Genomic DNA, 19,166 nt, shown 5'->3' with positions numbered 1-19,166 from the left:
AGGCAATGAGAGCGACCGTCGCCGGGCTGCACGCCGAGCTGGTGCACTACGGCCTGGTCGTCTGGACCGCGGGCAACGTCTCGGGCCGCGTCCCGGGCGAGGAGCTGTTCGTCATCAAGCCGTCCGGGGTCTCCTACGACGAGCTGACCCCGGAGAACATGGTCGTCTGCGACCTCGACGGCAACCTCGTCGAGGGGGCCCACGCGCCCTCCAGCGACACCGCCGCGCACGCCTACGTCTACCGCGAGATGCCCGAGGTGGGCGGCGTCGTGCACACCCACTCGACCTACGCCTCGGCGTGGGCGGCCCGCGGCGAGGCCATCCCGTGCGTGCTGACGGCCATGGCCGACGAGTTCGGCGGCGAGATCCCGGTCGGCCCGTTCGCGCTGATCGGGGACGACTCCATCGGCCAGGGCGTCGTGCGGACGCTCAAGGGCCACCGCTCGCCGGCCGTGCTCATGCAGAACCACGGCGTCTTCACCATCGGCAAGGACCCCAAGGCCGCCGTCAAGGCCGCCGTGATGTGCGAGGACGTGGCCCGCACCGTCCACGTGTCCAGGCAGCTCGGCACGCCGCTGCCCATCGGCCCGGCCCACATCGACCGCCTGTACGACCGCTATCAGAACGTCTACGGACAGAGGAGCCCGCGTTGAACATCTGGTTTCTGACCGGCAGCCAGGGACTGTACGGCGAGGACACGCTGAGCCAGGTGGCCGAGCAGTCGCGGCGCATTGCCGAGCAGCTTCCCGTGCCCGTGCAGTGGCGGCCCGTGCTGACCGACGCCACCGCGATCAGGCGCGTCATGCTGGAGGCCAACGCGGACGACGAGTGCGCCGGCGTCATCGCCTGGATGCACACCTTCTCCCCGGCCAAGATGTGGATCGCCGGCCTCGACGCGCTGCGCAAGCCGCTGCTGCACCTGCACACGCAGGCCGACGTCGAGCTGCCGTGGAGCTCCATCGACATGGACTTCATGAACCTCAACCAAGCCGCGCACGGCGACCGCGAGTTCGGGTTCGTGCAGACCCGGCTCGGCGTGCCGCGCAAGACCGTCGCCGGGCACGTCAGCGACCCGGCCGTCGGCGCGCGCGTCGAGGCGTGGGCGCGGGCGGCCAGGGGCGTGGCCGAGGTGCGGGCGCTGCGGCTGGCCCGCTTCGGCGACAACATGCGCGACGTGGCCGTGACCGAGGGCGACAAGGTCGAGGCGCAGCTGCGCTTCGGCGTCTCGGTCAACACCTACGGCGTCAACGAGCTGGTCGAGGCCGTGGACGCGGCCTCCGACGCCGACGTGTCGGCGCTGGTCAAGGAGTACGCCGAGCTGTACCGGGTGGCCCCCGAGCTGCTCGGCGAGCGCCACGAGTCGCTGCGGTACGCCGCCAGGATCGAGCTCGGCCTGCGCGGCTTCCTGGAGCGCGGCGGCTTCCGCGCCTTCACCACGAACTTCGAGGACCTCGGCGGCCTGCGCCAGCTCCCCGGCCTGGCCGTGCAGCGCCTGATGGCCGACGGCTACGGCTTCGGCGGCGAGGGCGACTGGAAGACCTCGGTCCTGCTGCGCACCCTCAAGGCCATGAAGCCGGGCGGCACGTCGTTCATGGAGGACTACACCTACGACCTGACGCCCGGCAACGAGCTCATCCTCGGCGCGCACATGCTGGAGGTCTGCCCGTCCATCGCCGCCGGGACGCCGTCCTGCGAGATCCACCCGCTGAGCATCGGCGGGCGGGAGGACCCGGTGCGGCTGGTGTTCGACGCCGCGCCCGGCCCCGGCATCGTCGTCGGCCTGGCCGACATGGGCGACAGGTTCCGCCTGGTGGCCAACGAGATCGACATCGTCGCGCCGCCGCAGCCGCTGCCGAAGCTGCCCGTGGCCCGCGCCGTCTGGTCGCCGCGGCCGAACCTGCGCACCTCGACCGAGTCCTGGCTGACCGCCGGGGCGCCGCACCACACCGTGCTGTCCACGGCCGTCGGGCGCGAGGAGCTGACCGACCTGGCCGACATGCTCGGCGTGGAGCTGCTGGTGATCGACAAGGACACCACGACGGCGCAGTTCACCAAGGAGCTGCGCTGGAACCAGGCGTACTACCGGCTGGCCCAGGGCTTCTAGTCGCTTCTAGTCCTCCGGCGGCTTCTTCGGGGCGTTCCTGCGCTGCTCCTCGGCGCGTTCGCGGCAGCGGCGCAGGAACTCGGCGTCGGCGTCGGGGTCGGTGGCGGCGAACCGCCCCGGGCGGTCGTACTCGGGGAACGCGCTCGGGCGCGAGGCCGCCTGCGGGGCGCGTTCCGGACGGCCCGCCACGAGCCAGACGATCGAGCCGACCAGCGGGAACAGCAGGACCACCAGCACCCATACGATCTTGGGCAGGTTCCTGCAGACCGCGTCCGGCGTGGTGATCACGTCGAAGAGGCAGTAGAGCCACAACACGAGGGTGGCCAGGCCCATGGCCTCGGACAGATACAGCACGGGGCCGAACGTAGTGACGGGCGGGGGAGTCGGCAAGGGAAACCGGATGAATAGGGTGAAGCCGTGATGTTGACCAACTGGGCGGGCAACACCGCCTTCCGGGCGCGGGCCGTCCACCATCCCGCCTCGCTCGACGAGCTGTGCGGCCTGGTGGCCGGAAGCGACCGGGTGCGGGCCCTGGGCAGCGGTCATTCCTTCAACGACGTCGCCGACACCACCGGCGACCTCGTCGTCCTCGACCGCATGCCCGCGACGATCGAGATCGACAGCGCGGCGCGCACGGTCCGGGTCGCGGCCGGCACGACGTACGCGCGGCTGGCCGAGGCGGTGCACGCGGCCGGGTTCGCGCTGGAGAACATGGCCTCGCTGCCGCACATCTCGGTCGCCGGCTCGGTCGCGACCGGCACGCACGGCTCCGGCGACGCCAACCGCTGCCTGGCCGCCGCCGTGTCCGGGCTGGAGCTGGTCACCGCCGACGGCTCGCTGCTGTCGTTGTCCCGCGGGGACGACGACTTCGCCGGCGCGGTCGTCTCGCTGGGCGCCCTCGGCGTCGTCCACACGCTGACGCTCGACCTCGTACCGGCCTTCGAGCTGCGCCAGTACGTCCGCGAGGGCCTGACGCCCGACGCGCTCGACGGGTTCGACGACATCATGGCCGGCGGCTACAGCGTCAGCCTGTTCACCGACTGGCGCGACACCCGGATCTGGCTCAAGCGCCGCGAGGAGTTCACCGCCGGGTCCTGGCACGGCACCCGCCCCGCCCCGGCCCCCCGCCACCCGCTGCCCGGGATGCCCGCCGCCGCCTGCACCACGCAGCTCGGCGTGCCGGGCCCCTGGCACGAGCGGCTGCCGCACTTCCGCCCCGACGCCCCGCCGAGCGGCGCCGGCGACGAGCTCCAGTCGGAGTTCCTGCTGCCCCGCGCGCACGCGGTCGCCGCGCTGCGCGAGCTGTACGCCGTCGGCGACCGCGTCCGCCCGGCCCTGCAGATCTCCGAGGTGCGCACGATCGCCGCCGACGACCTGTGGCTCAGCCCCTTCCGCGACCGCGACAGCGTCGGCGTGCACTTCACCTGGATCAGGGACGTCGCCACCGTGCTCCCGGCGATCGACCTGGTCGAGCGGACGCTGGCCCCCTTCGGCCCGCGGCCCCACTGGGGCAAGCTGTTCACCCGCCGCCCCGGCTGCCCCGCCCGCTTCCGCGAGCTGGCCGGGCGGCTGGACCCGGCGGGCACGTTCGCCAACGACTTCGTCCGGCTACTGCCGGAGGAGTAGCGGCCCGCGCCGGGCGTGCGCCCGCCGTCGTAGCGGGCCACCGGTCCGGCGGACGATGTGCCGGCCGGGCCGTCGCGGCATCGTGGAGCGCATGACCGATCACCCGTTCAGATTCGGCGCCGTCGCCGGTTACGCCCCCACCGCGCAGGCCTGGACCGGGCTGGCCCGCAGGGTCGAGAGCCTGGGCTTTTCCACCCTGCTCGTCCCCGACACGCTCGGGACGCTGTCGCCGTTCGCCGCCGCGGCCGCGGCCGCCGCCGTCACTACGACGCTGCGCGTCGGCACGTACGTGATCAGCGCCCCGTACCGCACGCCCGAGACCGTGGCCTGGGAGACCGCCACCCTGCACACCCTCACCGGCGGACGCTTCGAGCTGGGGCTGGGCGCCGGCCGTCCGGGCGCCGAGCAGGACGCGGCGGCGCTCGGCGTGCCGTTCGGCACCCCGGCCGAGCGCGTGGCACGCCTGGCCGCGACGATCGACGCGGTCAAGGACGTGCCGATCCTGGTCGCCGCGACCGGCGCCCGCGTGCTGGGGCTGGCCGCGCGCAAGGCCGACACGGTGGCGCTCGGCGTGCCGCCGCAGCACACCGAGGACCAGGTCGCCGCCAAGCTGGACGAGCTGTACGAGCTGGCCGGCGACCGCTTCCACGACCTGGAGCTCGGCATGAACCTGGTGGCCGCCGGCGGCGAGCCGCCCGCCTGGCTGACCGGCCGCTTCGGCCCGCTCGGCCCCGAGGCCACCGGCCTGCTCACCGGCACGCCCGACGAGATGGCCGACGTCCTGCGGCGGCGCAGGGACCGGCTCGGGATCTCGTACGTGACGGTGAACGCCCAGTTCGTCGACGCCTTCGCGCCCGTCGTGGAACGTCTGGCCGGTACCTGACGGAAGCTGACAGGTAAGCCCGGCAAGATGCTTCCCATGACCGCACAGGGAACCTTCGACACCGCCGGCTGGGACGCCAAGCCGCCCTTCGACGACCGCGACGGCGTCGCGCTCGGCCTCGTCAGCATGACCAAGACCTTCCACGGCGACCTGACCGGGACGAGCGTCGTCCATCTGATGGTGGCCTCGACCCCGGTGGAGGACTCGCGCGCGTACGTGGCGCTGGAACGCATCGAGGGCACCCTGGAGGGCCGGAAGGGCGGCTTCGTCGTGGCGCACCAGGCGCTGAGCGACCGCGGAGGCCAGTCGCTCAGCATCACGATCGTGCCCGACTCGGGCGTCGGCGAGCTGACCGGCATCACGGGACGGATGACCATCACCATCGCCCCGGACGGCACGCACTCCTACACCCTGGACTACGAGCTGCGGGAGAGGAGGTGACCCGGGCGAACGCCCGGGTGGATGAGGGGTGGAGCTATGGGGATTCGAACCCCAGACCTCCTCCATGCCATGGAGGCGCGCTACCAACTGCGCCATAGCCCCTTGCTGCGGTCACAAGTGTATCGGACTCCGGGACCCGCCACACACATGCGCGTACCAGGCATACGCTGAGTCAAATCTTGCTACTCTCCGTGCCATGTCCAGCGTGCAGGCCGTCCCGTTGACCCCGCGGTGCGCGAAGATCCTCGCCGCTCGTGAGCATGCCGTCGTCGAGGTCAGCGCGTTCAACGGGTTCTTCACCCTGCGGGCCATCCGCAGCCTGCTGGAGTGGGCGACCCGCACGTTCACCGGCGTGCACGTGCTCGTGCCGGGCGTCGAGCTGGCCGGCACGCTGGTCGCGCGGGGGCTCCCGTCCGGGGCGGCGCTGATCAAGGCGCGGTCGGCGGCCAACAACACGCGCAACCGGGTGATCCGGGTGCTCGAAGGCATGGGCGCGGCCAACGCCACCGTCTTCGACTGGAACGAGCTGGCCGGCAACCGCGCCTACCGGCGCTCCCGGCGGGAGCTGGAGCGGCTGGCCGCCAAGGACGCCGCGTTCCGCGCCCGGTGCGTGGCGGCGGTGCTGCCGAGCGTCGGCGGCCAGGAGCTCAGCCCCGAGCAGGCCGCGAACGCGCTGCCGTTCCTGCTGGCCGGGCTGCCGCTGGTGCTGAACAGCCCGGCGATCCTGCGCACGGGCTCGTCGGTGTTCTGCCACCCCGAGCCCATGCCGCTGGTGGGGGAGCTCTACGCGGGCACACTGCCCGTCTCGCGCTCGCCCCACCAGGGCTTCGTCGCCTCCCGGCCGGCCCCCGACCCCGCCTGACCCGCCGCCTGATCCCGCCGGGCGGTCAGCCGACCGAGCGGGCCTTGTCGATCAGGGTGACCAGCTCGGCGACCATCGGGTCCTCCGAGCTCCCCGACAGGCGCTCGGCGTGCTCGCGCAGCGCCGGCAGGTCCAGGCCGAACGCCTTCCTGTCGCGCAGGTAGACCGCGAAGGCGGCGACCACCACGTCCACCTGCAGCCGGATCGGCGTGCCGGTCCAGATCGAGGGCTGCAGCTCGTCGGCCCGCAGCGACTTGCCGGCCTCGGAGGCCGCCCGGGTGTCGGGGTCCTGCCAGCGCACGGTCGCCTGGGCGAGCTGCCCGCGCGCGCCCGGCTTGAGGTGGAGGGCGTACAGGGCCGTGACCGAGTGGCCGGGGCCGATCTCGCCGCCGTCGCGGCTGTCGTCGCGGAACTCCTCGGCCGACATCGCGCGGTTCTCGTAGCCGATGAGCTGGTAGCTCTCCACGACCGAGGGGTTGAAGACGACCTGCGCCTTGGCGTCGCGGGCCCGTACCTCGATGTTGGCCGGGAGCTGGGTGGTGAAGACCTTCTCGGCCTCCTGCTCGGAGTCCACGTAGACGGCCATGCCGTCGCCGTTGTCGGCCAGCTGCTCCATCAGCTCGTCGCCGTAGTCGCGGCCGACGCCGACGGTGAGCAGCGTGACCTGCTTGCCCGCGTACTCCTTGACCTGCCCGACGATGGTCCGCCACTCGGTGTCGCCCTGGTTGGCCAGGCCGTCGGAGAGCAGGACGACCCGGTTCGTGGCGGCGGCACGGAACGCCTGGGACGCCTCGCGGTACCCGGTCAGGACGCCGCTCTGCAGGTTCGTGCCGCCGGCGGTGGCCAGCTCGTCCACCGCGGCGTGCAGCTGGCTCCTGGCGGTGAGCGGCGTCATGGAGGCCAGCACCTCCGCCTCGTCGCTGAAGGCCACGAGCGACACCTGGTCGCCGGGCGCGAGCTGGTCGAGCAGCTTGTGCAGGGCCGACTTGACCAGGTCGAGGCGGCCGGTCTCGGCCATCGAGCCGGAGACGTCGACCACGAACGTGAGGTTGGCCGGGCGGCGCGCGGCCGCGTCGGAGGCGCGGGTCTGCAGGCCCACGCGGAGCACGGCCTCGTCGCGGCCGGGCAGCCGGGCGCCGTCCACGTGCACGGCGAAGCCGTCGTCGGAGGGCTGCGCGTAGTCCTGCGCGAAGGCGTTGACCCACTCCTCGGGACGGATCTCACCGGGCGCGGGCCAGCGCCCTTCCTGGAGCGTGCGGCGGGCGTAGCCGTACGAGGCGGTGTCCACGTCCAGGGCGAAGGTGGAGATCTGCGCCTTGGTCGTGTCCTGCTCGGATTCCTGGGTGCCGGCCGGGGACGCGCTCGGCGCGGGTTGACGCTGCGTGTCGGACAGGGGGGCCCGCGCGGCGCTGCCGGTGGACGATCCGCCGGAGCCGCCGCACGCGGCGAGTCCGAGAAGCGCGGCGAGCCCGACGCTGATGGCCAGGGGACGAATGGCTAAGGGGCGACATCTCATCACAACCACCTCCGCGTCCTATGACGGAGATCCGCGTGGCAGCGGCCGGGCCGGAGACGCAAGCGAGCGCAAACCGCGATCGTCACGTGATCAGTTGTGACAGATCGGGATTGATGGGGTGGGCGGGGATGTGCGGCGCGGACGGTCGCGCGGGCCCGGAGGAGGCCGCCGTCGCCCCGCCGTTACCGGCCGTCGCCCGTTCGTCATCGGTTTTCGCCCGTTCGCCGCCCGTTCGCCGCCCGCATGTCGGCCGGTCGTCGGCCGGTCGTCGTCACCAGTGGAGCAGGAGCAGTTCGGCGGAGAAGCCGGGGCCCAGGGCCATCAGGACGGCGGGCCGCCCGGCGTGCCCGCGGGTCTCCTGGAGCACGTGCAGCACCGAGACCGACGACAGGTTCCCGTACGTCCGCAGCGACCGCCACGTCACGTCCAGGGCCCTGGGGTCGAGGTCGAGGCTCTGCACGATCTTGTCGATGACCTTGGGGCCGCCGGGGTGGCAGATCCACGTCGGCACCTGGTCGGGGGTCAGGCCGTAGTCGGCCAGAAAGGCCCTGATGTCGTCGGCCAGCACCTGGTCCACGAAGTGGGTGAGGTCGGCGTCGAGCACGATGTGGAAGCCGTGGTCCCCCACCTCCCATCCCATCAGGTGCTCGGTGTCGGGGTAGAGCCTGCTGCGGGTGGCGACGACCTCGGGGCCCCGGCCGCGCCCGGTGGCCACGACGGCCGCCGCGCCGTCCCCGAACAGGCCGCTGGCGATCATGTTGGCGATCGAGGAGTCGTCGCGCTGGATGGTCAGCGAGCACAGCTCCACGCAGACCAGCACGGCGGCGTGGTCCGGCCAGCCGCGCAGGTAGTCGTGCAGGCGCGACAGGCCCGAGGCCCCGGCGGCGCAGCCGAGGCCGAACACGGGCACCCGCTTGACGTCGCCGCGCAGCCCGAGGCGCTGGGCGAGCTTGGCGTCCAGCGAGGGCGTGGCCAGGCCGGTGGTCGAGCAGAACAGCAGGTGGTCGATCTTCCCCGGTGGCACGTCGGCCTTTTCGAGGGCGCCTCGGACGGCCTGTTCGCCCAGGTCGAGGGCGATCTCGACGTACATGGCGTTGGCGCGGGCGAAGGAGTCGAGCTTGGTGTAGCCGTCCAGCGGGAGTGCGAGGTTGCGGCCCACGACGCCGGTGGCCGCGTGGAAGCGCCGCAGCAACTCCTCGTCGCAGTCCGTCAGACGGGAGAACGCTTCGGTGATCTCCGCCTGCTCGTAGCGGTGATCGGGGAAAACGGTCTCTACCCCCGAAATATGCATATATCACTCCTGCCGCAGGGAGCCGAGCGCTAACCTGCTCGCGCCGGATATGGGCGGTTAATATGCGTATGTGCCGCTTCCGACCTCCGGCCGACCGCCCTCGACCTCCGCCGCCCCGCGTCCGGCCCCCGCCCGGCCGCCGGTACCGGGTCCGCCTCCAGTTCCGGCTCCGGTACCGCTGCCGGTGCCCGCCCGGTTGCCCACCGTCGCCGTGCTGGCCTTCGACGGGATGGCGCCGTTCGAGCTGGGGTGCGTCGTGGAGTTCTTCGGGCTGCCCCGGCCCGAGCTGGACGTCCCCTGGTACGACCTGAAGGTGTGCGCCGAGACCCCCGAGCCGCTGCGCGTGGTCGGCGGGTTCACCATGCAGGCCGCGCACGGGCTCGACGTCCTGGCCGGGGCCGGGACGGTGATCGTGCCCGGCGTGGCGGACGTCCGGGGCGAGGTCTCGGGCGAGCTGGTCGAGGCGCTGCGCCTGGCCCACGGCCGGGGCGCCCGGATGGTGTCGATCTGCTCCGGCGCGTTCGCGCTGGCCGCCGCCGGCCTCCTCGACGGCCGCGAGGCCACCACCCACTGGAGGTACGCCGACCTGCTCCAGCGGCGCTTCCCCGCCGTCCGCGTCAACCCCTCGGTCCTGTACGTGGACGGCGGCGACGTGCTGACCAGCGCGGGCAGCGCCGCCGGCCTCGACCTGCTCGTCCATTTGGTACGCAACGACCACGGGCCGAACGTGGCCAACGCGGTCGCCCGCCGCCTGGTCGTCCCGCCGCACCGGGAGGGCGGTCAGGCCCAGTTCATCGAGGCCGCCGTCACGCCGGTGGCCGACGACGGCGGCGTGGCCAGGGCGATGGGGTGGGCGCTCGACCACCTGGCCGAGCCGATCGGCGTGGCGGACCTGGCCGCGGTGGCGCACATGTCGCAACGCTCGTTCATCAGGCACTTCAAGCGGCAGACCGGGACCAGCCCGCTGCGGTGGGTGATCTCGCAGCGGGTGGCGGCGAGCCTGACGATGCTGGAGTCGACGGCGGCGCCGGTGGAGGAGATCGGGGCGGCGGTCGGGTTCGAGAGCCCGGCGACGTTCCGCCACCACTTCACGCGCGCGATGCGCACCTCGCCCTCCGCCTACCGCCGCGCCTTCGGCCCCTGACTCAACCCGTCGCCCTGGGGCGGGGGAGCAGGCCGTCCACCAGGGCGCGCAGCCCCAGCTCGTAGGTGTCCGCGGCGGTGAGCTCGGCCCAGCGGCCGCCCAGTGCGGCCAGGCGGGGCAGGGCGGCCGGGTCGAGGCCGGCGAAGACCTGGTCGCGGTAGGTCGGCCCGCCCTCCTCGCGCCTGCGCCCGGCCGCCGCGCGGACGGCGATCTCGCCCGCCGTGTAGTGCCAGATGATCCGGTAGAGGTGCACGGCGCGCTCGGCCGTCAGGCCCGCGTCGAGGGCCGCGTCGATGATCTTCTCCGGGTACCACAGCGCGCCGACCGCGAGCAGGTCGTCGGCGCGCAGCACGTCCACCGCCCAGGGGCAGCCGGCCACTCCGTCGCGCATGGCCAGGGCCACGACGACCACCCGTTCGCGCGGGTCGGCGGGCAGGTCGGGGCGCGGCAGCCCGGCCGCGTACTCGTCGAGCAGGAGCAGCAGCAGCTCCTCCTTGTCGCGGACGTGGTGGTAGAGCGCCATCGGCGTGCTGCCGACCTCCTTGGCCAGCCTGCGCATGGTCAGCCCGCCGACGCCGTCGGCCTCGATGACCCGGTGCGCCGCTGCCACGATGTCCGCCCGCGAGATCCGGGGCGGCCTTCCAGTGCGTGCGGGCATGCCGTCATGTTACTTTCTATACATGTATAAAAAGACATCCCCCTGGACGGCGGTGGTGGTCCTGGCGTTCGCCGTCGCCGTCGGGTCACTTCAGATGACCGTCGTCGTCCCGCTGCTCCCGCTGCTCCAGAGGCAGTTCGGCGCGTCGCCCACCTCCGTCTCCTGGACGCTCACCGCCGGGCTGCTGTCCGGCGCGGTCGCGATCCCGCTGCTGTCCCGGCTCGGCGACATGTACGGCCGCCGCCCGGTCGCCCTGTCCGCGCTCGCCCTGCTCGTGGCCGGTTCGGCGGTCGCCGCGCTGTCCGGCGCGCTCGGCGCGGTCGTCGCCGGACGGGTGCTCCAGGGTGTGTCCGCCGCGCTGCTCCCGCTGGCCATGGGGCTGGCCAGGCAGGCGGTCCCCGCCCACCGGCTGGCCACGGCGATCGGCGTGCTGAGCGCCACCATCGGCGTGGGCAGCGGCGGCGGCATGATCCTGGCCGGGCTGGTCGGCGGCGACCACCGGGCCATGTTCTGGATCCTGGCGGCGCTGGGCGCGCTGAGCCTCGTCCTGGTGGCGGCGCTGGTGCGGGAGGCGGCGCCGGCCGGGCGCGCTGGGCGTCCCGACCTGGTGGGGGCCGTGCTCGTCGCCGGCTGGCTGGTCTGCCTGCTGCTCGCGATCAGCAAGGGCGGCGCCTGGGGCTGGACGTCGCCGCCGACGCTGGGGCTGCTGGCCGGGGCGGTCGTGCTCGCGGTGGTGTGGGTGGTCACGGCCCGGCGCACCGCCTCGCCGCTGATCGAGATCCCCATGTTGCTGCACCGGGGCACGGTCGGGGCCACGGTGGCCTCGTTCCTCATCGGGTTCGCGCTGTTCGGCGCGATCACCACGCTGTCGGCGGTCGCCCAGGGCGCCCTCGGGGCCTCGGTGCTGCAGGTGGGGCTGTACCTGCTGCCGACCACGGTGCTGATGCTCGCCGTCTCGATGCTGGCCGGGCCGCTGATGCGGCGCTTCCCGGCCGCGGCGCTGGTCTCCGGCGGCTCCGCGCTGGTCACCGCCGCCGCGGTGTGGCTGGTGGTCTTCCGCGACACCGCCGCCGACCTGTACGGGGCCGCCGCCGTCCTGGGCCTCGGCGTCGGCCTGGTGTACGCGGCGCTCGGCACGATGGCCGTCGAGCACGTCGAGCCGGCCAAGACCGCGGCGGCCGGCGGCGTGAACGCGCTGGTCAGGGTCGTGGGCAGCAGCCTGGCCGGAGCCGTCGGCGCGGCGGTGTCGGCCGCCGGGGGAGCGGGCTGGAGCTTCGGCGTCGCCGCCGGGGCCGCCCTGCTGGCCGCCGTGTTCGCGGCCGTCCACCGGGCGAGGGCGGTGGCGTGGGCATGAGCGCGGAACAGCGCCTGATCGCGTGGGGTGACGAACTGGTGAAGTTGCACGACGGCTTCCGGCGGGAGCCGGGCACGCCTGCGGGCCGGCGGCGCGGGGTCCGACCTGCGCACGCACTGCCTGGCCTTCTGCGACGCCCCGCACGCCCACGGACGCGGGCGCGGGCGACGAGCTCGACCGGCTGGCCGCCGAGCTGGAGGCCCACCTGGACTACGAGGAGGAACAGCTCGTCCCGCTGCTGAACGGCGTGACCTCGATGCCCGCGAACCTCTGAGCCCGCCGCCCGTCGTCAGCGGGTGACGGGCGGGTTGAAGCGGTGGTGCTCCGGCGGGGTCCAGCCCGCCCCGACCGTGCCGTCCACCTCCGTGTACGCGGTCAGCTCGAACCGCACGGACCGCTGCTCCGCGGCCCAGTCCACCTCCGCCCGGCCGGTCAGGTGGAGGGTGCGGCCGGTGTCCCAGTCGACGAACAGCAGCCCGGCGGCCGGGTCGAGCTCCAGGTTGCCGAGCGTCATGTACATCGAGTTGCCGACGTAGTCCGGGAACTCCAGCGACTTCGGTCCGGTCACCCGGACGAACCCCGGGTTGCCGCCGCGATGGGAGACGTCGGCCCCCAGGCCCGCGGCGCGGGTGGCGATGAAGAACGTGTCGGCCTGCTCGATCCACTCGACGTGGCCCGGCGCGAGCCGCGTCCCGCCGCCGACGACCTCCGGGACGCCGGGCGCGGCGGTGGGCTCGCGGGCCTGGATGTACTTGGGGCAGTTGGAGTACACCTGCTCCGTCCAGATCACCAGGCCATCGCCCGCCTGCACGGCGGTGCCGTTGACGCGCATCCGGCGCCGGGTGCGCGGCTCTATGGCCAGCAGCCCGATGTCGCGTTCCGCCGTGAACAGGCCCCGCAGCGGCGCCGCGGGCAGGGCGCGGACGGTGATCGTGCGGTCGTCGTCGGCGTCGGCGAACCCCGGCGGCCCGGTCAGCACGTCGGCCCACACCTGGCCGAGGTCGTCGGCCGCGCCCGCGACCAGCAGGCGCTGCGCCCGCAGGAACGCGGCGGCCACCTCGGGGATCTCGGGACGGGTGCGCGAGCTGCCGAACGCGCCCGGCGTGCGCACCCCGGCGCGGGCCTGGACGGCGATCTCCCCCGGATGTCTCATTTAGAAGAATCCGCAGGTGGGAGCGCCGGCCGTGGGCGCGGGACGATCGCCCGCGGCGCCGGGCGCGGAGATCTCCAGCCGGATGCCGTCGGGGTCCTCGAAGAACACGCCGCCGGAGGAGGCGCCCTCGCCGTGCGGCACCACGCCGTCGTGGTGCAGCTTCGCGCCGATCTCCCTGATGACCTGCTCGGCCCTGCGCACCGCGTCGAGGTCCTCGACCTGGAAGGACAGGTGGTGCAGGCCGGGCAGGGCGGTGGGGAAGCGGCCGTCGCTCTGCTGCCAGAGCGTGACGACGAGCTCGCCGTCCTGGGCGAGGAGGGCGTAGCGGCGGCCGTCCTCGGCGGACTCGTGGGCGACGGTGAAGCCGAAGACGCGGCCGTAGAACTCCTTCGACCTGTCGAGGTCGGTGACGTTGAGCCCGACGTGCCCGGTCCGGAATGACATACGACTCTCCTCGTCTAACGGTTGCACGACTGATTGGCCGTTAGAAACCAATATAACGGCAAAAATGGTGCGCTGGCGTTAGAGAGGGTTATTTCTTGTGTTCCCGGTAGTGCCGCGCCGCCCGTGCGCGGTTGCCGCACGCCGGTGAGCACCACTCCTGGCGCGGGTGCTCCTTGACGAAATAGAGCACGCAGCGCGGGGCTCCGCAGGTGCGGAGCAGGACGCGGTCGGGTCCGGCCAGGAACTCCACCGTCGCGACGGCGAGCCGCCCGCGCAGGCGGGTGGACGGGTTCGCCTTGGTCGCGGGGGCCATGGTCAGCGCCGGCTCGCCGGTCCACGACAGTTGCGGGGCCATGGGGGCGGCCAGGGCGGTCGCGTTGACCAGGGCCAGCGACTCGGCGAAACCGGGCAGGTCGGCCGCGTCCGCGACGCTCGGCGGCTCCGGGGCGATCGCCCTGGCCAGCAGCGCCCGGACGGCCTGGCGCAGCCGTACGGCCTGCTCGCGCAACTCCTCCGTGGCGGTGAAGCCGGGCGGCAGGCCCAGGTCGGTCGCGTGCTCGCGGAGCCATTCGGTCATCGCGGCGGCGTCGCGCAGCCGGTCGACGGGCCCGGAGCGGTCGGCCCTGACCGTGCCGGCGAACTCCATGGTCAGCGTGGTGGACATGCCTCCAATCTAACGTCTGCTCATCGATGCTGCCGTTAGGTAAAAAACTGCGTACCCAGAAACATTGCGTAATCAGAAAAAATGCATACTCTGAAAAGGTGACCGGATTGAGGGAACGGAAGAAGCAGGCCACCCGCGAGGCGCTGATGGACGCGGCGCTCAGGCTGGCCCTGGAGCGCGGGCTGGAGAACGTCCGGGTGGAGGACGTCGCCGAGCTGGTCGGCGTGTCGCCGCGCACGTTCAACAACTACTTCTCCAGCAAGTACGAGGCCCTCGCCGCCCGCCACACCGACCGCGTCCGGCGGACGGTGGCCGTGCTGCGCGCCCGTCCGACGGCCGAGCCGCTGTGGGAGGCGCTGATCGCGGCCGTCGCCGAGCCCTGGGAACACGCCCTGACCAGCCCGGGGCCGCCCGACGCCGACCGGCTGGCCCTCACCAGGCTGCTGGCCGAGGAGCCCGCGTTGCGCGCCGAGGCCCTGAAGGCCCAGTTCGCGGCCGACGGCGAGCTGGCCGCGGCCGTGGCCGAGCGCACGGGCACCGATCCGGACGAAGACCTCTACCCGCACCTGGTGGCGGCCACGGTGAGCGCCGCCGTGCAGGTGGCCGTCGGCCACTGGCTGCGCTCCGACCCGCCCGTCCCGCTGGTGCCGGTGCTGCGCGAGGCGCTGCACCGCCTGGCCGCGGGGCTGCCCGCCCCCCACCCCGAAGGAGAGACCCCATGACCACGACCGACCCCGCGGTCGCGGACGTCGTCATCGCCGGCGCCGGTCCCAACGGCCTGATGCTGGCCTGCGAGCTCAGCCTGGCCGGCGTCCGGCCCGTCGTGCTCGAACGCCTGCCTGCCCGCAGCGACCGGCCCAAGGCCAACGGCGTCATCGGCCAGGTCGTCGGCCTGCTGCACCAGCGCGGGCTCGCCGCGGTGCCCGCGCCGGTGCCCGCGTTCGTCTTCGGCGCCATGCCGCTCGACCTGGCCGGGCTCGACGGCAACCCGCTGCGGGCGCTGCCCGTCCGGCAGCCGGAGCTGGAGGAGCTGTTCGAGCGGCGGGCCGCCGAGCTGGGCGTGGAGATCCGGCGCGGCCACGAGCTGACCGGCTTCGAGCAGGACGCCGAGGGCGTCACGCTCGCGGTGACGGGCCCCGAAGGCCCCTTCGAGCTGCGGACGCGCTACCTGGTGGGCTGCGACGGCGCCCACAGCCTGGTCAGGAAGCGGGCCGGCATCGGCTTCCCGGGGGTGAGCGCGCCCGACGTCGTCAGCCGCACGGCCCACGTCACCGTGCCGGGGGCGGTCGTGCGGCCCGGCACGGCCGAGATGGAGGTGCCCGGCCACGGCACGTTCGTGCTCTACGCCTGGCACCGGACCGAGCGCGGCGCGTACGCGCTGCTGCCCACGGGGCCGGGCGAGCTCTCGGTCACCGCGATGGAGTGGGGCGGCGAGGCCCCCGGCGACGACGTGCCGATGACGATCGGCGAGCTGCGCGCGAGCCTGGCCCGCGTGCTCGGGGCCGACCTGCCGCTCGCCCCGCCCACCGGCGCGGGCCCCCACCTGCTCCGGCGGCTGAACGGCCGGGAGACCCGGGTGGCCGACCGCTACCGGGCGGGCCGCGTCCTGGTCGCCGGCGACGCCGCCCACGTGCACTCGGCCATGGGCGCCCCCGGGCTCAACCTCGGCCTCCAGGACGCCGCCAACCTGGCCTGGAAGCTGGCCGCCGAGATCCAGGGCTGGGCGCCCGCGGGCCTGCTCGACACCTACGACGCCGAGCGCAGGCCCGCCGCCGAGCGGGTGGCCCTGCACTCCAGCGCCCAGCTCGCCCTGGCCGCGCCGGGCCCCGACGTGACCGCCCTGCGCGCGCTGTTCGCCGAGCTGCTGGACGACGACGCCAACCGGCGGCGCGTCGCGGCGCTCATGGCGGGCTCCGACCTGCCCTACCCGACGCCCGGCAGCGGGCATCCCCTCGCCGGCCGGTTCCTGGCCGACCTGCCCGCCGAGCCCGCCTCCCGGGCCCGTCCGCTGCTGCTCGACCGCACCGGCGAGCTGCGGGTGCGCCACGCGCGGGTGGAGACGGTGACCGTGCCGTCGTGCCCGGCCGAGGCCGTGCTGGTGCGCCCCGACGGCTACGTGGCCTGGGCGGGCACGCCGGACGAGACGCTGACGCAGGCGCTAGAGACCTGGTTCGGCAAGGGTGTCGAGGTGGCGGCGTAGACAGCGGCGCATCAGGCCGGGCGTCATCCGCTCGGGGTGCAGCACGCCCTCGACCGTGAGCCCGTCGATCAGCGCGCACAGCCGTTCGGTCTCCACCTCGACGTCGGCGTCCAGGCGGCGGTGCGCGGCGATGCCCTCGATGATCCGGCCGACCAGGCGACGCATGCCGTCGTACGCCTCGCGGGCCTGCGGCCGCAGCTCCGGCCGGGTGCGCGCGGCCGTCGTGAAGGCCAGCCAGACCGCCGCCTCCTCCAGCCGCGGCTCGTCCAGGGGCAGCAGCTCCGACAACATCTGCTCCACCAGCTCGGCCCGCTCCTCGCCGTTCCGCGCGGCCAGCAGCGGGCCGACGCGTTCCTCCAGACGCGCGCTGATCCGCTCGATCGAGGCGCGCATCGCGAAGGTCATCAGCTCGGTGTGCCCGGCGAAGTAGTGGCGGACCGAGCCGATGGCGAGCCCGGCCTCCTCCGCCACGTTCCGCAGCGACGCCTGCTCGAACCCGGCGCGGCGCACGACCCGGAACACGGCGTCGGCCACCTCGTCGCGGCGGGCCTCGGGATCCACGACTTTCGGCATGTTGTCCTTTATAGCACGGCCCTGCTAATTTATTTAGCATGGACGTGCTACTAATCGCCGCGCTCGTCGTCTACTCCGTGGCCCGGCGCATGATCGGCCAGCCGCTCGTCGCCAAGGACGTGTACGCGCCGCCGGTCATCCTCATCGGCATCGGCCTCCACGGCCTGCTCGGCCTGCGCCCCACCGCGCTCGACATCATGTGGCTGGCGGTCACCGCCCTGATCGGCGTCGCCTTCGGCGCCCTGCGCGCGGCCACCACGCAGGTCTTCCCCAAGGACGGCGTGCTCTGGCAGCGCTACACCTGGCGGACGCTGGTCGTGTGGGTCGTGACGTTCGCGATCAGCTTCGGCGTGGGCGCGCTGGCGCTGGCCGCCGGCATGCACCAGGAGGTGCGCTCGATCCCGCTGTCGATTGGCGTCGGCCTGCTCGGCGAGGCCCTGGTGATCCTGGCCAGGTCGCGGACGGCGGGCGTGCCGTTCAGGCGTTAGTCTGCGGTCAGAACAACATTCTGTGCACGAGGAGAGCCATGCCGGACAACCTCATCTTCCGCCTGCCGCCGACGTTCGAGACGATCGAGGAGGAGCGGCGGCACCGCAAGGAACGGCTCGCGGCGGCGCTGCGCATCTTCGGCAGGTTCGGCTTCGAGGAGGGCGTGGCCGGGCACATCACCGCCCGCGACCCCGAGCTGAGTGACCACTTCTGGGTCAACCCGTTCGGCATGTCGTTCAAGCACGTCAGGGTCAGCGACCTCATCCTGGTCAACCACGAGGGCCAGGTCGTCGAGGGCCGCTACCACGTCAACGAGGCCGCCTTCGCCATCCACTCGCAGGTCCACCAGGCCCGCCCCGACGTCGTCGCGGCCGCCCACAGCCACTCGATCCACGGCCGCGCCCTGTCCGCGCTCGGCCAGACCATCGAGCCCATCACCCAGGACGCCTGCGCCTTCTACCAGGACAACGCGCTGTTCGACGACTACACGGGCGTCGTGACCGACCTGGAGGAGGGCAAGCGCATCGCCGCGACGCTGGGCGGCAACAAGGCCCTCGTGCTGCGCAACCACGGCCTGCTGACCGTCGGCGACACGGTCGACGCGGCCGCCTGGTGGTTCATCACCATGGAACGCTCGGCCCAGGTGCAGCTCCTGGCCAAGGCCGCCGGGCAGGTCGTGCCCATCGAGCCCGACAACGCCGCGCTCACCCACCAGCAGATCGGCAACGACCTGGTCGGCTGGATCAACTACCAGCCGCTGCACGACCAGATCGTGCGCGAGCAGCCCGACCTGTTCGAGTAGGGCTCTCAGGAGCTGCGGAAGGTGTGCCGGTAGGTCAGCGGCGCGACGCCGACGGCCGCGTGCAGGTGCTGCCGGAGCGAGACCGCCGTGCCGAAGCCGGAGCGCCTGGCCACCTCCTCCACGCCGAGGTCGGTGGTCTCCAGCAGCCGCCTGGCGTGGCGGACGCGGTGGCCGGACAGCCATTTGGCCGGGCTCATCCCGGTCTCCTCGCGAAAGCGCCTGGTGAAGGTGCGCACGCTCATCCTGGCGTGGGCGGCCAGCGCGGCCAGGTCGAGCGGGGCGTCGAGGTGGGCCAGCATCCAGTCGCGGGTCGCGGCGGTGCCGCCGGCGCCGTCGTGCGGCAGGGGGCGCTCGATGTACTGCGCCTGGCCGCCGTCCCGCCAGGGCGGCATCACGCAGCGGCGGGCGGCCCTGTTGGCCACCTCGGTGCCGTGGTCGCGCTTGATCACGTACAGGCACAGGTCGAGGCCCGCCGCCACCCCGGCCGAGGTCAGCACGTCGCCGTCGTCCACGAAGAGCACGTCGGGGTCCAGCTTGACCTGGGGGAACAGGGCGGCGAACCGGGCCGCCTCGCGCCAGTGCGTGGTGGCCGGACGGCCGTCCAGCAGGCCCGCCGCGGCCAGCACGAACGCGCCCGTGCAGATCGACATGACCCGCGGCCGGTCCTGCAACGCGGCGCGCAGGGTGGCGGTGATCGTGCCGTCCTTCATTGCCCGGCCCGCGTGGATGCCGGGGACCAGCACCGTGTCGGCCGTGTCCAGCACGTCGAGGTCGTGGTCGGGCAGCACGGTGTAACCGGCCGTGCAGCGGACCGGCTCGCGGTCGGGGGAGCAGGTCACGACCTCGTAGAGCTTCTCGCCGTCCGGCGTCTCGGCCGACTGGAAGACCTGGCCGGGCACGCCGAGGTCGAGCGGGGCGAAGTGGTTCAGCACGACGACCGCGACACGATGGGCCATGGCCCG

21 protein-coding genes and 1 tRNA gene are annotated in these 19,166 nt (G+C 73.4%); 12 read left to right on the top strand and 10 right to left on the bottom strand.

The genetic code is table 11. The annotated features are described in order from the left end of the window. The first annotated feature begins 5 nt into the window (after positions 1–5). Together ABT158_RS27035 and araA are read left to right on the top strand one after the other, a co-directional pair. Positions 6–653 carry an L-ribulose-5-phosphate 4-epimerase gene (locus ABT158_RS27035; RefSeq protein WP_352357926.1) on the top strand — a complete coding sequence of 216 codons (648 nt, stop codon included), beginning with the start codon at positions 6–8 and terminating at the stop codon, positions 651–653. Then, positions 650–2,104 carry an L-arabinose isomerase gene (gene araA / locus ABT158_RS27030; RefSeq protein WP_352357924.1) on the top strand — a complete coding sequence of 485 codons (1,455 nt, stop codon included), beginning with the start codon at positions 650–652 and terminating at the stop codon, positions 2,102–2,104. The genes ABT158_RS27035 and araA overlap by 4 nt, the downstream gene beginning before the upstream one ends. Before the next feature lie 6 nt (positions 2,105–2,110). On the opposite strand, the gene ABT158_RS27025 is transcribed toward araA, so the two are convergent. Continuing rightward, the gene (locus ABT158_RS27025; RefSeq protein WP_352357922.1) at positions 2,111–2,458 is read right to left on the bottom strand and encodes a PLDc N-terminal domain-containing protein; all 348 of its coding nucleotides are present in this window, start codon (positions 2,456–2,458) and stop codon (positions 2,111–2,113) included. Positions 2,459–2,524: 66 nt separating this feature from the next. Between ABT158_RS27025 and ABT158_RS27020 the strand changes: the two genes are divergently transcribed. From ABT158_RS27020 to ABT158_RS27010, 3 genes are all read left to right on the top strand, one after another. Next, positions 2,525–3,730: an FAD-binding protein gene (locus ABT158_RS27020; protein WP_352357920.1), complete on the top strand. Its 1,206-nt coding sequence runs from the start codon at positions 2,525–2,527 to the stop codon at positions 3,728–3,730. A 91-nt stretch (positions 3,731–3,821) separates the two neighbouring features. After that, on the top strand, positions 3,822–4,613 hold the full coding sequence (locus tag ABT158_RS27015) for an LLM class flavin-dependent oxidoreductase (RefSeq protein ID WP_352357918.1): 792 nt from the start codon (positions 3,822–3,824) through the stop codon (positions 4,611–4,613). A 36-nt stretch (positions 4,614–4,649) separates the two neighbouring features. Next, positions 4,650–5,054: a DUF3224 domain-containing protein gene (locus tag ABT158_RS27010; RefSeq protein WP_352357916.1), complete on the top strand. Its 405-nt coding sequence runs from the start codon at positions 4,650–4,652 to the stop codon at positions 5,052–5,054. A gap of 29 nt (positions 5,055–5,083) precedes the next feature. Here ABT158_RS27010 and ABT158_RS27005 read toward each other — a convergent pair. Then, a tRNA-Ala gene (locus ABT158_RS27005) sits at positions 5,084–5,156 on the bottom strand. Positions 5,157–5,250: 94 nt separating this feature from the next. Between ABT158_RS27005 and ABT158_RS27000 the strand changes: the two genes are divergently transcribed. Beyond that, a complete protein-coding gene (locus tag ABT158_RS27000; protein ID WP_352357914.1) occupies positions 5,251–5,916 on the top strand; it encodes a tRNA-dependent cyclodipeptide synthase in 666 nt (221 codons plus the stop codon). 25 nt (positions 5,917–5,941) lie between these two features. Here the strand turns inward: ABT158_RS27000 and ABT158_RS26995 are convergent, their stop codons facing one another. Together ABT158_RS26995 and ABT158_RS26990 are read right to left on the bottom strand one after the other, a co-directional pair. Further along, positions 5,942–7,432: a vWA domain-containing protein gene (locus ABT158_RS26995; protein WP_352357912.1), complete on the bottom strand. Its 1,491-nt coding sequence runs from the start codon at positions 7,430–7,432 to the stop codon at positions 5,942–5,944. Positions 7,433–7,703: 271 nt separating this feature from the next. Then, positions 7,704–8,723 (bottom strand): type III polyketide synthase, encoded by a 1,020-nt coding sequence (locus ABT158_RS26990; RefSeq protein ID WP_352357910.1) that lies wholly within the window; start codon positions 8,721–8,723, stop codon positions 7,704–7,706. Between the two features lie 196 nt (positions 8,724–8,919). Between ABT158_RS26990 and ABT158_RS26985 the strand changes: the two genes are divergently transcribed. Further along, on the top strand, positions 8,920–9,867 hold the full coding sequence (locus ABT158_RS26985) for a helix-turn-helix domain-containing protein (RefSeq protein ID WP_502911573.1): 948 nt from the start codon (positions 8,920–8,922) through the stop codon (positions 9,865–9,867). A 1-nt stretch (position 9,868) separates the two neighbouring features. On the opposite strand, the gene ABT158_RS26980 is transcribed toward ABT158_RS26985, so the two are convergent. Then, complete coding sequence (locus ABT158_RS26980; RefSeq protein WP_352357906.1) at positions 9,869–10,525, bottom strand: TetR/AcrR family transcriptional regulator; 657 nt, start codon at positions 10,523–10,525, stop codon at positions 9,869–9,871. A gap of 22 nt (positions 10,526–10,547) precedes the next feature. Between ABT158_RS26980 and ABT158_RS26975 the strand changes: the two genes are divergently transcribed. After that, complete coding sequence (locus tag ABT158_RS26975; protein WP_352357904.1) at positions 10,548–11,879, top strand: MFS transporter; 1,332 nt, start codon at positions 10,548–10,550, stop codon at positions 11,877–11,879. A gap of 289 nt (positions 11,880–12,168) precedes the next feature. Here the strand turns inward: ABT158_RS26975 and ABT158_RS26970 are convergent, their stop codons facing one another. The 3 genes from ABT158_RS26970 to ABT158_RS26960 form a co-directional block, all read right to left on the bottom strand. Next, complete coding sequence (locus ABT158_RS26970) at positions 12,169–13,032, bottom strand: pyridoxamine 5'-phosphate oxidase family protein (protein ID WP_352357902.1); 864 nt, start codon at positions 13,030–13,032, stop codon at positions 12,169–12,171. Continuing rightward, positions 13,033–13,476: a VOC family protein gene (locus tag ABT158_RS26965; protein ID WP_352357900.1), complete on the bottom strand. Its 444-nt coding sequence runs from the start codon at positions 13,474–13,476 to the stop codon at positions 13,033–13,035. It lies immediately after the preceding gene. 88 nt (positions 13,477–13,564) lie between these two features. Then, positions 13,565–14,140: a CGNR zinc finger domain-containing protein gene (locus ABT158_RS26960; protein WP_352357898.1), complete on the bottom strand. Its 576-nt coding sequence runs from the start codon at positions 14,138–14,140 to the stop codon at positions 13,565–13,567. A gap of 98 nt (positions 14,141–14,238) precedes the next feature. On the opposite strand from ABT158_RS26960, the gene ABT158_RS26955 reads away from it, so the two are divergent. After that, positions 14,239–14,862 carry a TetR/AcrR family transcriptional regulator gene (locus ABT158_RS26955; protein ID WP_352357896.1) on the top strand — a complete coding sequence of 208 codons (624 nt, stop codon included), beginning with the start codon at positions 14,239–14,241 and terminating at the stop codon, positions 14,860–14,862. Continuing rightward, the gene (locus ABT158_RS26950) at positions 14,859–16,340 is read left to right on the top strand and encodes an FAD-dependent monooxygenase (protein WP_352357894.1); all 1,482 of its coding nucleotides are present in this window, start codon (positions 14,859–14,861) and stop codon (positions 16,338–16,340) included. Before ABT158_RS26955 ends, ABT158_RS26950 begins: the two co-directional genes overlap by 4 nt. Here ABT158_RS26950 and ABT158_RS26945 read toward each other — a convergent pair. After that, positions 16,299–16,913 (bottom strand): TetR/AcrR family transcriptional regulator, encoded by a 615-nt coding sequence (locus tag ABT158_RS26945; RefSeq protein WP_352357892.1) that lies wholly within the window; start codon positions 16,911–16,913, stop codon positions 16,299–16,301. The genes ABT158_RS26950 and ABT158_RS26945 overlap by 42 nt on opposite strands. 38 nt (positions 16,914–16,951) lie before the next feature. Here ABT158_RS26945 and ABT158_RS26940 point away from each other — a divergent pair, with 38 nt between their 5' ends. Further along, complete coding sequence (locus ABT158_RS26940; RefSeq protein WP_352357890.1) at positions 16,952–17,401, top strand: hypothetical protein; 450 nt, start codon at positions 16,952–16,954, stop codon at positions 17,399–17,401. Positions 17,402–17,439: 38 nt separating this feature from the next. After that, positions 17,440–18,204 (top strand): class II aldolase/adducin family protein, encoded by a 765-nt coding sequence (locus tag ABT158_RS26935; RefSeq protein ID WP_352357888.1) that lies wholly within the window; start codon positions 17,440–17,442, stop codon positions 18,202–18,204. 5 nt (positions 18,205–18,209) lie between these two features. On the opposite strand, the gene ABT158_RS26930 is transcribed toward ABT158_RS26935, so the two are convergent. Beyond that, positions 18,210–19,160 carry a GlxA family transcriptional regulator gene (locus ABT158_RS26930; protein ID WP_352357886.1) on the bottom strand — a complete coding sequence of 317 codons (951 nt, stop codon included), beginning with the start codon at positions 19,158–19,160 and terminating at the stop codon, positions 18,210–18,212. Between the last annotated feature and the right edge of the window lie 6 nt (positions 19,161–19,166).

Origin of the sequence: Nonomuraea sp. NPDC001636 (assembly GCF_040298265.1) — a bacterium.
Taxonomy (GTDB): domain Bacteria; phylum Actinomycetota; class Actinomycetes; order Streptosporangiales; family Streptosporangiaceae; genus Nonomuraea.
The sequence above is the reverse complement of the archived record's forward strand: the minus strand, read 5'-3'. Positions and strand labels throughout refer to the sequence as shown.

Excerpts from the sequence above, each read along its gene's own strand:
- ABT158_RS27035 (WP_352357926.1), top strand. The coding sequence starts at position 6 with ATGAGAGCGACCGTCGCCGGGCTGCACGCCGAGCTGGTGCACTACGGC.
- ABT158_RS27020 (WP_352357920.1), top strand. The coding sequence starts at position 2,525 with ATGTTGACCAACTGGGCGGGCAACACCGCCTTCCGGGCGCGGGCCGTC.
- ABT158_RS27015 (WP_352357918.1), top strand. The coding sequence starts at position 3,822 with ATGACCGATCACCCGTTCAGATTCGGCGCCGTCGCCGGTTACGCCCCC.
- ABT158_RS27010 (WP_352357916.1), top strand. The coding sequence starts at position 4,650 with ATGACCGCACAGGGAACCTTCGACACCGCCGGCTGGGACGCCAAGCCG.
- ABT158_RS27000 (WP_352357914.1), top strand. The coding sequence starts at position 5,251 with ATGTCCAGCGTGCAGGCCGTCCCGTTGACCCCGCGGTGCGCGAAGATC.
- ABT158_RS26995 (WP_352357912.1), bottom strand. The coding sequence starts at position 7,432 with ATGAGATGTCGCCCCTTAGCCATTCGTCCCCTGGCCATCAGCGTCGGG.
- ABT158_RS26990 (WP_352357910.1), bottom strand. The coding sequence starts at position 8,723 with ATGCATATTTCGGGGGTAGAGACCGTTTTCCCCGATCACCGCTACGAG.
- ABT158_RS26980 (WP_352357906.1), bottom strand. The coding sequence starts at position 10,525 with ATGCCCGCACGCACTGGAAGGCCGCCCCGGATCTCGCGGGCGGACATC.
- ABT158_RS26975 (WP_352357904.1), top strand. The coding sequence starts at position 10,548 with ATGTATAAAAAGACATCCCCCTGGACGGCGGTGGTGGTCCTGGCGTTC.
- ABT158_RS26970 (WP_352357902.1), bottom strand. The coding sequence starts at position 13,032 with ATGAGACATCCGGGGGAGATCGCCGTCCAGGCCCGCGCCGGGGTGCGC.
- ABT158_RS26965 (WP_352357900.1), bottom strand. The coding sequence starts at position 13,476 with ATGTCATTCCGGACCGGGCACGTCGGGCTCAACGTCACCGACCTCGAC.
- ABT158_RS26960 (WP_352357898.1), bottom strand. The coding sequence starts at position 14,140 with ATGTCCACCACGCTGACCATGGAGTTCGCCGGCACGGTCAGGGCCGAC.
- ABT158_RS26950 (WP_352357894.1), top strand. The coding sequence starts at position 14,859 with ATGACCACGACCGACCCCGCGGTCGCGGACGTCGTCATCGCCGGCGCC.
- ABT158_RS26945 (WP_352357892.1), bottom strand. The coding sequence starts at position 16,913 with ATGCCGAAAGTCGTGGATCCCGAGGCCCGCCGCGACGAGGTGGCCGAC.
- ABT158_RS26940 (WP_352357890.1), top strand. The coding sequence starts at position 16,952 with ATGGACGTGCTACTAATCGCCGCGCTCGTCGTCTACTCCGTGGCCCGG.
- ABT158_RS26935 (WP_352357888.1), top strand. The coding sequence starts at position 17,440 with ATGCCGGACAACCTCATCTTCCGCCTGCCGCCGACGTTCGAGACGATC.
- ABT158_RS26930 (WP_352357886.1), bottom strand. The coding sequence starts at position 19,160 with ATGGCCCATCGTGTCGCGGTCGTCGTGCTGAACCACTTCGCCCCGCTC.